This is a genomic window from Stenotrophomonas sp. 63632_Sma (assembly GCF_056482875.1).
In genome coordinates this window covers 4,371,317-4,383,857 of the sequence record NZ_CM151220.1, presented here as the reverse complement: position 1 = coordinate 4,383,857, position 12,541 = coordinate 4,371,317, and the positions used below count along the sequence as shown (strand labels likewise).

The window sequence follows — 12,541 nt, the reverse complement described above, 5'->3', positions numbered from 1 at the left end:
AACAGCTGGCTAACAGTGCCGGCTAAGGAGCTGTTAACCACGGGGTGCATTGTGGCGTTGCCGGGATGGTCCGGCCACGAACACGAACAGGAGAACCCCCATGTTGAAGTCGCTCACCCTTGCCACCGTCGTCGCCCTTGCGATTGCTCCCGCCGCACAGGCCGCACCGCTGGGCATGGCCCAGGTCGAACAGACCCTGCGCAAGGCCGGTTACACCCAGATCCACGAGATCGAACGCGATGACGGCCTGTGGGAAGCAGACGTGAGCCGCGCCGATGGCCGCTTCAGCGAGGTCTACGTTGACCCCAAGACCGGCGAGATCTTCGACGAGCACAGCGGCCGCGCGCTGTTGACCACCGAGCAGGTGCTGGCACGGGCACAGGCGCATGGCCTGCGCGAGATCCATTCGCTGGAACGCGATGGTGCGACCTGGTCGCTGGAAGCCCGCAATGCCCGCAACCAGAAAGTGGAGGTGCGCCTGAGCGGCTATGACGGCCGCATCCTGCACAGCGAGCGCGATGGCTGGCTGGATTGATTCGCGTGCCGGTAGGTGCCGGCCGCTGGCCGGCACACGGGGAGAAAGCGTGTCGACCAAGGTCGACACCTACCGGACACGTGCAGCGGTAGCGGCCGACCTTGGTCGGCCCAGGCCCGACGCGGCGCTTACCAGCCAAACGGCGGCGGGTAATCCCAGTAGCCCGGGCCGCGGCCGTAGTAGCCGCCGTACGGGCCGTAGAAGCCCGGGCCCTTGCCTTCGCTCACGTGGATGTTGACGTTGACCCCGTGGGTCTTGCCCTCATCGGTGGTGTAGTTCTTGCTCAGGTTCAGCGTGGCGGCGTTGTAGTGGCTGTTGCCACCGTTCTTGGAATAGCCGATGCCGGTGGTGAAGCTGCCGGACACTTTGACCTTGTCGTCGGTGACGTCGGCGATCTTCGCGTCGTCGTGCACGCGCGGGCCGCTCTTGTCACCGTAGTACGTGCCCGGCGGGTCCTGCTGCAGGGCCGGGTCGTTGAGGTAGCGCATCGGCGCCTGCGGCAGCGTCAGGTCCAGGCCGGCGGCCTGCGGCGCGGTGGCGCCAGCGGCGGACTGGGCCAGCACGGTTCCCGGCAGGGCCAGGCACAGCAGCAGGGTCAGGGGGCGGATCATGACGGCGCTCCAGCGGACAGGTGGCCACGCAACACGCGGCGGTACAGGCCGACGCTAGCAGGGGTTGCTTGAATGATGCCTGTCGGCGCCGGATTGGGGTAGAGCCAGGCAATGCCTGGCTGCAGGTCACAGCCGCCCGAACCCGAACAGCCCTTCCAGCGCATGCCTGCGCCGCTCGATCCGGGCCCGCAGCAGCTGGGCGCCGATCATCGAATAAGTGATGCCGTTGCCGCCGTAGGCCATGGCGAAATGCACCCGTGGCCCCCACTGATCGTGCGGGCCGAAGAAAGGCAGGCCGTCGGCGGTTTCGGCGAAGGTGCCGGCCCAGGAGAAGGCGGGCACCGGATCCAGCCGCGGGAACCAGTGCTGGAGCTGTTTCATCAGCTTGTCGGCCTTGCGCTCTACGCGCCTATCGCGGCGGGCGGGGATGTCGATGGCGTCGTCCAGCCCGCCCACCAGCAGGCGGCGGTCGCCGGTGGCGCGCAGGTAGAGGTACGGGCGTGCGCTCTCCCACACCATCGTGTTGCGCAGCCGGCCCAGCACGTCCGCATCGATCGGGTCGGTGATGAAGGCATAGCTGCTGCGGTTGCGTGCGACGCGCTGCTGCAGCCAGCGTTGGTTGGCATAGCCCATTGCCAGCACCACATGGCGGGCGTGAATCGTGGCGCCGCCCTCGGTGAGGGCGCTCACGCCGCGTGCGGAGGGAGTGAGCGTGTGCAGCACCGTGCGGTCATGCACCTGGCCGCCGCGCCGGCGCACGCGCTGCAGCAACCCATAGGTCAGGCGATAGGGATCGACCCGTGCCGCCTGGCGCGTGAGCAGGGCACCACCGGCGTCCACGTCGAAGCGTTCCTGCAGTGCCTCCGGGCCGAGCCAGCGGGCATCCAGACCGATGCCGCGCCGCGCCTCACCCTCGGCCATCAGGCGTGGTACGTCGCGATGGCGGCTGGCCAGATAGAGGCTGTCCATGCGCTGGAAATCGACGTCCAGCCCACGCGACACCTCACCCAGGGCCGGAATCGCCTCGGCACACGCCCGATAGGCAAGCGCGGCGGCGTCCTGACCATGGCGCTGGGCCAGTTCCAGCAGATGGGTATCGATCTCGTACTGCAGCAACGCGGTGCTGGCAGCGGTGCTGCCCCAGCCGATGTCGCGCTGCTCGATCACCGCCACGTCGTGGCCATGCCGGGACAGTTCGTCGGCAATCAGCGCACCGGTGATGCCGCCGCCGACCACCAGTACGTCGCAGCGCAGGTCCTGCTGCAGCGGAGGAAAAGCGTGGATCAGGCCGTTGCGTACCGCCCACCACGGGTAGCCACTCTTGAGGTCCATGCGTCAATTCGCCGGATCGATTTCATGCTCGTCCGCAGGCTGATCTACAAGCAATCGAGCGAACAGGTCGGGAAGGTCACTCGCTACCGGAATGGCGTACTGACGTTCCATGCCAATGAATGGAATCCGCACTACCGGCATTGCTGCGTCCAGTGTGTCGAATCCATAGCCCTCCCCGCCGCCGTCCGAAGCGAACAGGAATATGCCCGGCGCGTATGATTCAACCTCATACTCACGATTGAAGTCGATGACCTCTTCTGCTTCCCAGAAGACAATGTAGTTGTCGCCAATAAATCCTTCGCCACCGTTGTGCGCCCTAAGGAATTCAAGGTAATTCTCGGGAAGTGCCACTCCCACGCGGGCTGACAGACCAGTAATGGCCGACATTTCAGCCGGGCCATTGAGCTGTCCCTCTGTCAGGTGATATTCCATGGCTGCTCTTCCATGTCTCTCGGGGACTGGTTAAACCAGAAGTTTGCCTGCTGCTGATGAATGTCGCGATGGGGGATAACGTCATTGGCGGAGTCGGTTGGCGTCCACCATTGCCCGTAGATCAGGCCGTGGGACGGCCGGTATGCGGGGTCTGGATCAGTTCGGACAGATCGAAGCCCTGCAGGCGGGCGGCCGCCAGATAATGGTCCTGCACGGTAGCGTCCAGCTGCGGTTCGCGGGCCAGCAGCCACAGGTACTTGCGATCGGGGCTGCCGACCAGTGCCACGCTGTAGTCCGGCGCGACCTGGATCACCCAGTAGTCGCCCTTGGCGAACGGCAGCCAGCGCAGGCCCTTGGGCAGGAAGCTCACCTCCAGGCGCGCGCTGTCGTTGTCGACGGCGCAGGCCTCGCCGGTGGCTTCCTCGACCTCGCCGTCCATACGGCAGCGGTTGGTGACGCCGACGTTGCCGTTGTCGAGCAGGGTGTAGTGCGCCGACACGTCAGTGCAGCCTTCCGGTTCATGGCGCATCGGCAGGCGTGCGATCTCGTACCAGGTGCCCAGGTAGCGGGGCAGCTTGAGGTCGGCGACGGTTTTCAGCGGCGGGTGCTCGGTCATCGGCGGTCGTGGCAGGGGTGGGCCTCCACGATGCCGATGGCCTTGCCATGGGCGGGTGAAGCCGGGGCGATGGCCGTGTCCAGAACGTTCCGTCGCCCCGGCGGAGCGCCCGTTGTCACCGGCGTGGCGGTATCCTGCCGCCAGCGCCGTGTTTTCCTGATCCAACCGAGGTGGAGGTGCCGATGTACCAGGTGATCCTGTTGAAGAGTGAATCCGCGTTCGCGCGCGAACAGTGGCCGCAGGTCGACGACCTGGTCGACTACGAAGGCGTGGCCTACAGCCTGCGTGCCGGCCCGCGCCAACCGCTGCCGACCGACCACGACTGGCACCCGGTGGCGGTGTATGCGCCCGATGAAATCACCGAGGAAGAGTTCCAGGACTGGTACGCGCTGCAGCAGCCCACGGTGGAAGAGCTGCGCCTGAAGTACTGATGCTCGACGCTGCCGGGGCCACCCATCCGCCCTTGACCGGCTCTGCCGTATAGTCGCGCGCAGGCGCGGTGGTCCGCGCGAACCGGTGTGGCTGGCTTGTCTTCTTTCCTGCGATCAATCCGTGCACGGGGCCCCTGGTGGGTCCTGATGCTGTGCACTGCCCTCCTGCTGTCCGCGCCGGTGCTGGCACAGGATGATGCGCCCACGCCGAAGCAGCAGCTGGCAGATATCGATGCGAAGCTGAAGGAGGTCGACCGCAAGCGTGGTGATGCGGCTGCCATCGAGACGCTGGCGATGCTGTCCGAGAATGCCTCGCAGGTACGGCGTGACGCCGAGGCGCTGGAAAAGGAGCTGCAGCCACAGCTCGTCCGCCTCGACGAACAACTGGCGCAGCTGGGCACGCCTGCCGAGGGCACCACCGAGCCGCCCGAACTGGCGGCGCAACGGCGCAGCATCAACAAACAACGCGACGGACTGGCCGCGTCGGTAGCGCAGGCCAAGACCAGTGCCGTGCGCGCCCAGCAGCTGGCGACCGACATCGACCAGCAGCGCGCCGCGCAACGTACCGAAGAATTGGGGCAGAAGGTTGCCTCGCCGTTGTCGCCCGCGCTGTGGAGCAAAGTTGCCGAGCGCCTGCCGATCGATATCGCACGCGTCGCGCCGTTGGCCGAGCAGGGGCGCGATACGTTCGTCGCTGGCGTCCGGGCCAATGGCTGGGGCACGCCGCTGCTGGGCCTGCTGGCTGCACTGGTGATGATGTTCCCGCTGCGGTTGTGGCTGCGCCGGCTGGGTCGCCGCTTTGCCGCGTCCGAGCGTGCGCCCGATGGCCGCCTGCGGCGCTCCGGCCTGGCCATGTGGCTGCTGCTGGTGGGCACGCTGCTGCCCGGCTATGCCGTGGTGGTGCTGATGGCGGCGCTGGATGCCATCAATGCGATTGCGCCGCGCCTGCAGGTGGTGGCCGACGGGCTGGAGACCGCAACGTTCCGCGCTGCGTTCATTGCGGCACTCAGCGCCTGCATGCTGGTTCCCAAGCGGCCGTCGTGGCGGTTGCTGAATCTGGATGACACCGCCGCGCTCAAGCTGCGCAAGTACGCGTGGGGCGCGGCGGCGCTTGCCTGGCTGAGCACGGTGCTGGTGGCCCTCGATCAGGCCACGCGTACCAGCGATGTCACCACGGTGGCGCTGGATGGCCTGATTGCGCTGACTTACCTGGGCCTGATCATGGCCATGCTGGTGACCCTGGCGCGCCTGCATCGCCGGCAGACCGCCGAGGCCGAGGCCAAGCTGGAGGCGCAGGCCGATGGCGTGGGCGCTGCCACTCCGGTGCGCCGCAGCAGCTGGCTGGTGCTGGCGCGCGTGGCGGGCAATGTCGCGGTGGTGGCCGCCATCGTCGCGACGTTGATGGGCTACCTGAACTTCGCCAAATTCGTGAACCAGCAGCTGATCGGCGGCAGCATCGTGGTGCTGGCGGCGACGCTGCTGTTCAAGTTCGTCGATGACTTGAGCACGTGGATGCTCAACGCCGACAGCAAAGTGGGCCAGACCATCCTGCTCAGTACCGGCCTGAGCGTGTCGCGGCTGGAGCAGGCCGGCGTGCTGCTGTCGGCGGTTCTGCGTACCGTGGTCGTGCTGATCACATTGCTGGCGCTGGTGGCACCGTTTGGCAACATCGGCGCGGTGGTGGAACGCTTCTCTTCGCTGCTCACCACGGGCATTCCGTTGGGCGGAACCACCCTGAAGCCGATGCAGATCGTGCTGGCGGTTGTGGTGCTCCTGGCCGGCCTGGCGATCACCCAGCTGGTGCAGCGCTGGCTGACCGATACCTACCTGCCCAAGACCGAACTGGACCTGGGGGCGCGCAACTCGGTCAGTACCGTCGCCCGCTACGTCGGCATCATCCTCGCCGTGATCTGGGCGTTGACGGCGATGGGGCTGGAGCTGACCAAGCTGGCGCTGCTCGTCAGTGCGTTGTCAGTGGGTATTGGTTTCGGCCTGCAGGTGATCACACAGAACTTCGTCTCCGGCCTGATCCTGCTGGCCGAGCGTCCGGTGAAGATCGGCGACTGGGTGAAGCTGGGCGACCAGGAGGGCGACATCCGCCGCATCAGCCTGCGCTCGACCGAGATCCAGGTGGGCGACAAGTCCACCCTGATCGTGCCCAACTCCGAGCTGGTCACCAAGACCGTGCGCAACATGACGATGGGCAACAACCAGGGCCGCATCCAGATCCAGTTCGCGGTGCCACCCAGCACCGATGTCGGCAACCTGCGGCAGGCGCTGCTGGATGCGTATACCGCACACACCAACGTGCTGAAGCAGCCGGCGCCGACGGTCTACATCGACAGCATTGCCGGTGGCCAGATCACCATCAACAGCTTCGCGTACGTGGCCAGCCCGCGGCAGGTGTATGCCACCCGCAGCGATCTGTACTTCAGCCTGCTGCAGATCCTGGCGGAGCGGAACATTCCGCTGTCGACCCCGACCGACATCCACATCACCCGCGATCCGCAGGAGTAGGGGTTTCTTTGCAGGGCTGCGCCCTGCACCCGCTACAAGCCGGAGCAAAGGCAACAGCAACGGCAACGGCAAAAGCTGGTTTCCTGTGGGATGGCGGGGTGGGTCCGGTTGCGGGAGACGCCGTAAACCCTTCCATGGGGGCTTGGCCGCGGCATCCATGCCGCGGACACTCCCGCAACCGGACCCACCCCGCCTTCGACAGTTTGCTGCGGTCTGTCGGAAATGCTCTTGGGGTCAGATCCGTTTTCCGGAGGAAACGGATCTGACTCCAGATTGATTTCCATATCTGACAGAAGTGTCAACCAAGGTCGACACCCACCGACAGACGCAGGAATCTGTCAGAGGTGGGGCGGTGTGGGAGTGCGGGGTGTCAGCCGCATGGATGCGGCTGCCAAGCCTACAGGGACGTACTTGCGGCGTCCCCGCACTCCGGCACCACCCCACCAAACCACGGAATGCCCGCTGTTGCCGTTGCCGTTGCTGTTGCTGTTGCTGTTGCTGTTGCTTCGGCTGTTGCTTCGGCGGGTGCAGGGCGCAGCCCTGCAAAGAAACCACTACCCTCGTGGCCGGCTGCGCGAGGGCACCAGTGCGAACGTGTCCACCGCAAGCTTCTCGGCGTGGTTCAACCACGCGCGGATCTCCAGATCATCCACTTCGTGGTCCAGACCGAACGACACGTTGATCTTGCCGTTGGCATCGGGCTGCACCCACTGCTGCGCCAGTACCACCTTGCGCTGCGAGGACACCGCCTCGATCCAGAAGCCGCGATCCGGGCGCGTGCTTGCCACCAGCTGCAGCATGTACTGGCCGGCACGGGTACGGCGGCCCTTCTGCGTAATCATGTGCGCCTGGCGCACGCTCGGGCGCGGGCCCTGGAACGCATCCAGCGGTGCATCCACGGCGATGCCGCCACGCAGGTCGTTGTCGCGGTACAGCTTGATGCCGTTGTCGCGGTTGACCAGCAGGGCGCACCAGTCACCGTCGGCCGAGCCGTCCTCGAACGCGGTGCAGCGGTCGACGTAGGCCAGGGTGTTGTCCGGGTTGGCATCGTCGAACTGGCGTGAGGTGTTTTCCAGGTAAACGGACTTCAGACTCCAGTCCTTGTCGTACTCCAGCAACACCGGTGGCTGCACGTGCTGCAGGCCCACCACCACCTGGTCGTCGCCATCGATCTTCAGCTCGCGGGTCGGTTCGCCCAGCCACAGTGAACGCGCGAAGGCCAGATACTGCGGATAGTCACGGCCACCATCGCGCTGGGTGGCCACGCTGGCGCTGGGCGCGCGCTGGCTGTCGATCAGCGAACGGCCGAAGCCCATCGTCTTCAGGTTCGGGTCCAGCAGGCTGAGCAGGGTCGCACCCGAATCCAGGGTGGTGCCGGCATCGGCGCTGAGCTGCTGCGGGGCAATGCCATCACCCAGGAACAGCAGCAGGTTCTCGCGCTTCTGCCGGGTCAGAATGTGGGTCAGATCGTTGGGCATCGCCAGGTGGTCGGAGGCGATCACGATCAGCGTGTCCTTGCCGTACGGGCTGGCCTGGATGCGTTGCACCAGCTGCGAGATCAGACGGTCGCTGCACTTGAGCGCGTTGAGCATGTTGATGTTGCCGTACTGGCTCTGGTAGCGCTCGCCCTTGCACGACACCGGCAGGTGACCGGCCGGGTGGTGGGTGTCCATGGTCAGCGTGGTCAGCATGAACGGCGAACCGGCGCGCGAGAGCTGCTCGAAGCGCTGGTAGGCGGTATCCAGCAGCACGTCATCGTGCACGCCCCAGGCCGAGTAGTGGATGCGGCCGATCTTCTTCTGCTGCTTGAACCACGCCAGGTCATGCACTTCATCGAAACCGTGGCTGGCCAGGAACTGGCCTTTGCCGGCGAACTGGCCGTTGGCACCGCCCAGATAGTGGTTGGTATAGCCCTGCTGCTTCAAGTAATCGCCCAGGCACACGGCCTTGGGCAGGAAGCTGCCCATGCGGTCCATGCTGTTCTCATCGCCCTGCGAAGTGGTCAGCGGCACGCCGCACATCGACGAGACCAGGCCGGCGATGGTCCAGCCGCTGCCCTCGGCCGAGGCCAGGTTGCGCACGTCCAGTGACTCGGACGCCAGGCGGTTGAGGTTGGGCATCAGGCCGGGAAACACGGCCTCGTCCAGGTAGGTACGTTCCAGGCTCTCGCCGTAGATCCAGACGATGTTGCGCGGGCGCTGCAGCGGCTGCGTCGGCACCTGGTATTCGGGTGCGATGCGGGCGAAGTCGACCGGCCGCAGCTGCTGGTAGAGGCGCTGGCCGTCGCGGGCCAGCGGACTGATCATGATCGTGGCCACCCACACGGCCGCGAAACCGGCGAACAATGCGCCACCATGGCCGGGCCGGCGCCAGCGCTTCACCCGCGTGGCGAACAGCGGCAGCAGCGAGACCAGCGCCAGCACGATGAAGCCGGCGATATAGCCCTTGAAGTCGGAGACACCGGCGCCTTCCATGTCGGCGCCCAGGTGGTACAGGGTGGCGGCATTGAGCCCATCACCGGACAGCTTGTCGATCAGCCACCACGCGCTGAGCATGAGCAGCAGCAGCGAGAATGCACCAGCCTTCCACCACACCCACTTGTCGGACGCGAGGAACAACCAGCACAGCAGCAACAACGACAGCAGCAGTATCCAGAGCATAGGCAGCTTCGGCAGTGACGGGGTGGTGGTGATGGACGTCGTACCGACGCGTGTCCATCCGACCGACGCTGCCACAAGCACATGCACATGACAGGCCGATGACCCGATAGTGCATGCACGAACCTGACTGAAATGTTTGTTGAAATAACACGCGCGCAATCGCGCTCAGAAGGTAAAACGAGCGTGAAGGGCTTCGTTGGATTACATTAAAAACCGCATGAATACGGCGGTTTTCGCTGATGCGCTAGCGATGACCACGTTCTTCGCGTGCCCGCGCACGACGGTCGAACAGCAATGCACTGGTCACGATGCCAAGGCCGAGCACCACGCCGATGAACAGCAGAATCAGCGCAATGAGCGGGTAGCCGAACAGGTGCCAGCCGGTGTCGATCTTCATCATCATCGCCGCAGCCATGATCAATGCGGCACTGATGATGCCGGCAGCCACGCGGTTGGCGATCTTCTGCAGGTTCTCCATCAACCGCGATTCTTCCAGGCCGGTCACCTTCATCTGCAGGCGGTTCTCGGCCAGCAGCGCCATGATGTCCGAAAGTTTGCGCGGCCCATCCCGCAGCAGCTGCTGCAGTTCCATCGCCTCGCTGGCGAGGTTGGCGGCAGACAGCGATTTCTTCAGGCGCGCACGCATCACGTGCTGCAGCTGGCGCTCAACGATGCGGCGGGTTTCCAGCTCCGGCGCCAGCAGCCGGCACACGGTTTCCAGATTGAGCAGCGCCTTGCCCAGCAGGCTCAGTTCCGGTGGCGTGCGCAGGCCGCAGGCGGTGGCGATGCGCACCATGTCCAGCACCACGCGGCCTTCGGAGAAGCTACCGCTGGCGGCGTAGCGCGCGATCAGCTGGCCGGTCTCGCGCAGGTAACGCTCTTCGTCGAAGGCCTCCAGCCGCGTGCTGATGCTGATCAGGTCGTCGGCCACTTCTTCGCCACGACCATCGACCGCGGCGAACAGGATCTTCAGCAGGCGCTCGCGCAGACGCGGCGGCATGTGCGCGACCATGCCCAGGTCGAAGATCGCCAGCCGTCCATCTGGCATCACCCGCAGGTTGCCCGGGTGCGGGTCGGCATGGATCTCGCCATGCACGAAGATCTGGTCCAGGTAGCCGCGGATCAGCGCCGCCGCCAGAGGATCCATCGATTGCTCGGTGCGGCGCACATCGGGAATCGCATCCACGCGCACGCCGGTGGCCAGTTCCATGGTCAGCACGCGCTGGCTGCTGTAGTCCCACAGCGGCTGCGGAATCCACAGGCGGCGGAACGGCTTCAGGTGCCGGCCGAAACGGGCCAGGTTCTCGGCCTCGGCGTGGTAGTCCAGCTCCTGCATCAGGGTCTTGGCGAACTCGTTGAGCCAGTCGCGCAGGCGCACCCGACGGCCCACCTGGGTCAGGTGGTCGGCGGCCAGCGCGAAGCTGCGCAGTGCCTCCAGGTCCGAGCGCAGCTGCGCGGCGACCTCGGGTTTCTGCACCTTCACCGCCACCTGGCGGCCATCGTGCAGCACCGCGCGATGCACCTGCGCGATCGAGGCACAGCCCAATGGCTCGGGATCGAACGCGGCGAACAGCTTGTTCACCGGCGCGCCCAGCTCCTGTTCGACGATGGCATGGATGCGCTCGACCGGAATCTCGGCCACCTTTTCCTGCATACGCTCCAGCGCCGTGGCGAACTCCACCGGCACCATGTCCGGGCGGGTGGACAGCATCTGGCCTAGTTTGACGAAGGTCGGTCCCAGCGCTTCCAGGTCGCTGACGAACTGTTCCGGGTTGCCATCGGCGGGGACGTCGGCCTGGTTGCTGGCGGCATCCAGGTTCATGCCCGAGAACACGCCCGAATGGCGGTAGCGCATCAGCAGGCGCAGGATCTGGCTGCGCCGGTTCATGCCTTTGACTAGCGGGGGATTGCCATTGGCGGTGGGCGGATTGCTCAAGCGGAACTCCTTGCAGACGACGGCCGGTAGCGCCGGGCCATGCCCGGCGGAACGGGATCACGCCTCAGTCTGGCCGGGGCGGGGTCGTCACGTGGTGAACCCGATATCTTCCGCAGTCCACGCCGGATCGGTCAGAATCCGCTCATTCCCTCACTTGGACGCCCCATGGCCGGTGCCAGCCTGTTCGCCCTGCTCGACGATATCGCCTCCCTGCTGGACGACGTCTCGGTCCTGACCAAGGTTGCGGCGAAGAAGACCGCCGGTGTGCTCGGCGACGACCTGGCGCTGAACGCGCAGCAGGTGACCGGAGTCAACGCCAACCGCGAACTGCCGGTGGTGTGGGCGGTGGCCAAGGGCTCGCTGGTCAACAAGGTGATCCTGGTACCGGCGGCGCTGGCGATCAGTGCGCTGGAGGCCTGGCTGCACAGCCGTGGCTGGAACGTGCCGCTGATCGTGCCATTGATGATGATCGGCGGTGCCTTCCTCTGCTTCGAGGGCGTGGAGAAGCTGGCGCATCGCTTCCTGCATTCGGCTGACGACGATGCCGAGCATCAGGCCGAGCGGCGCAAGGCGCTGGCCGATACCCAGGTGGACATGGTGGCGTGGGAGAAGGACAAGGTAAAAGGCGCGATTCGCACCGACTTCATCCTCTCGGCCGAGATCATCGTGCTGACCCTGGGCGTGGTCGCCACCGCACCGTTCACCAACCAGATCCTGACGCTGAGCGTGGTTGCGCTGGCCATGACCGTGTTCGTCTACGGACTGGTGGCGGGCATCGTCAAGCTCGATGACGTTGGGCTGTACCTGTCGCGCAAGGGCGGTGCCATCGCCGCCTTCGGTCGCGGCCTGGTGGCGTCGGCACCGTGGCTGATGAAGTTCCTGTCGGTGGCCGGCACCATCGCCATGTTCCTGGTCGGTGGCGGCATCCTGGTGCACAACGTGCCGGCACTGCACCACGCGGTGCAGGCACTGGGTGGCGAAGGGCAGTGGGGCTGGCTGATCAGTGCTGCGGCCAACATGGTGGTGGGCATCATCGCCGGCGCCATCGTGCTGGCGGCGGTGACCGGGTTCCAGAAGCTGCGCGGTAAGTAAGCGGCGGCCCATTGCCCGGTAGAGGCCGACCTTGGTCGGCGCTTTGTTTACGCGCGTGCCAACCAAGGTTGGCACCTACCGAAGCGCTGTCCTTGGCGTTGGTAGAGGCCGACCTTGGTCGGCGCTTTGTTCCGGCGTGAGCCAACCAAGGTTGGAACCTACCGAAGCGCTGTCCTTGGCGTTGGTAGAGGCCGACCTTGGTCGGCGCTTTGTTCCGGCGTGTGCCAACCAAGGTTGGCACCTACCAAAGCGCTGTCCCTTGCGTTGGTAGAGGCCGACCTTGGTCGGCGCTTTGTTCCGGCGTGTGCCAACCAAGGTTGCCACCTACCGAAGCGCTGTCCTTTGCGTTGGTAGAGGCCGACCTTGGTCGGCGCTTTGT

Annotated in this window: 9 protein-coding genes and 1 pseudogene; 4 read left to right on the top strand and 6 right to left on the bottom strand. The window is 65.7% G+C overall.

Annotation, left to right across the window (positions count from 1 at the left end; genetic code table 11):
- The first annotated feature begins 100 nt into the window (after positions 1-100).
- The gene (locus ACZK45_RS20350; RefSeq protein ID WP_478445156.1) at positions 101-535 is read left to right on the top strand and encodes a PepSY domain-containing protein; all 435 of its coding nucleotides are present in this window, start codon (positions 101-103) and stop codon (positions 533-535) included.
- 128 nt (positions 536-663) lie between these two features.
- On the opposite strand, the gene ACZK45_RS20345 is transcribed toward ACZK45_RS20350, so the two are convergent.
- From ACZK45_RS20345 to ACZK45_RS20330, 4 genes are all read right to left on the bottom strand, one after another.
- Complete coding sequence (locus tag ACZK45_RS20345; RefSeq protein WP_049400799.1) at positions 664-1,146, bottom strand: hypothetical protein; 483 nt, start codon at positions 1,144-1,146, stop codon at positions 664-666.
- 126 nt (positions 1,147-1,272) lie between these two features.
- Positions 1,273-2,478 (bottom strand): NAD(P)/FAD-dependent oxidoreductase, encoded by a 1,206-nt coding sequence (locus ACZK45_RS20340; protein WP_478445155.1) that lies wholly within the window; start codon positions 2,476-2,478, stop codon positions 1,273-1,275.
- 3 nt (positions 2,479-2,481) lie between these two features.
- Positions 2,482-2,910, bottom strand: a complete 429-nt coding sequence (locus ACZK45_RS20335) for an SMI1/KNR4 family protein (protein WP_032127134.1) — start codon at positions 2,908-2,910, stop codon at positions 2,482-2,484.
- Between the two features lie 121 nt (positions 2,911-3,031).
- The gene (locus ACZK45_RS20330; RefSeq protein ID WP_285301785.1) at positions 3,032-3,526 is read right to left on the bottom strand and encodes a lipocalin family protein; all 495 of its coding nucleotides are present in this window, start codon (positions 3,524-3,526) and stop codon (positions 3,032-3,034) included.
- 182 nt (positions 3,527-3,708) lie between these two features.
- Between ACZK45_RS20330 and ACZK45_RS20325 the strand changes: the two genes are divergently transcribed.
- Positions 3,709-3,957: a hypothetical protein gene (locus ACZK45_RS20325; protein ID WP_006399378.1), complete on the top strand. Its 249-nt coding sequence runs from the start codon at positions 3,709-3,711 to the stop codon at positions 3,955-3,957.
- Between the two features lie 147 nt (positions 3,958-4,104).
- Positions 4,105-6,474: a DUF3772 domain-containing protein gene (locus tag ACZK45_RS20320; protein ID WP_478445154.1), complete on the top strand. Its 2,370-nt coding sequence runs from the start codon at positions 4,105-4,107 to the stop codon at positions 6,472-6,474.
- Positions 6,475-7,028: 554 nt separating this feature from the next.
- On the opposite strand, the gene ACZK45_RS20315 is transcribed toward ACZK45_RS20320, so the two are convergent.
- Both ACZK45_RS20315 and ACZK45_RS20310 read right to left on the bottom strand, forming a co-directional pair.
- A complete protein-coding gene (locus ACZK45_RS20315; RefSeq protein WP_478445153.1) occupies positions 7,029-9,134 on the bottom strand; it encodes a phosphoglycerol transferase I in 2,106 nt (701 codons plus the stop codon).
- A gap of 244 nt (positions 9,135-9,378) precedes the next feature.
- Positions 9,379-11,025: pseudogene (locus ACZK45_RS20310) on the bottom strand (ABC1 kinase family protein); the annotation flags it as partial.
- Positions 11,026-11,235: 210 nt separating this feature from the next.
- Between ACZK45_RS20310 and ACZK45_RS20305 the strand changes: the two are divergent.
- A complete protein-coding gene (locus ACZK45_RS20305; protein WP_180845053.1) occupies positions 11,236-12,162 on the top strand; it encodes a DUF808 domain-containing protein in 927 nt (308 codons plus the stop codon).
- Positions 12,163-12,541 lie beyond the last annotated feature (379 nt).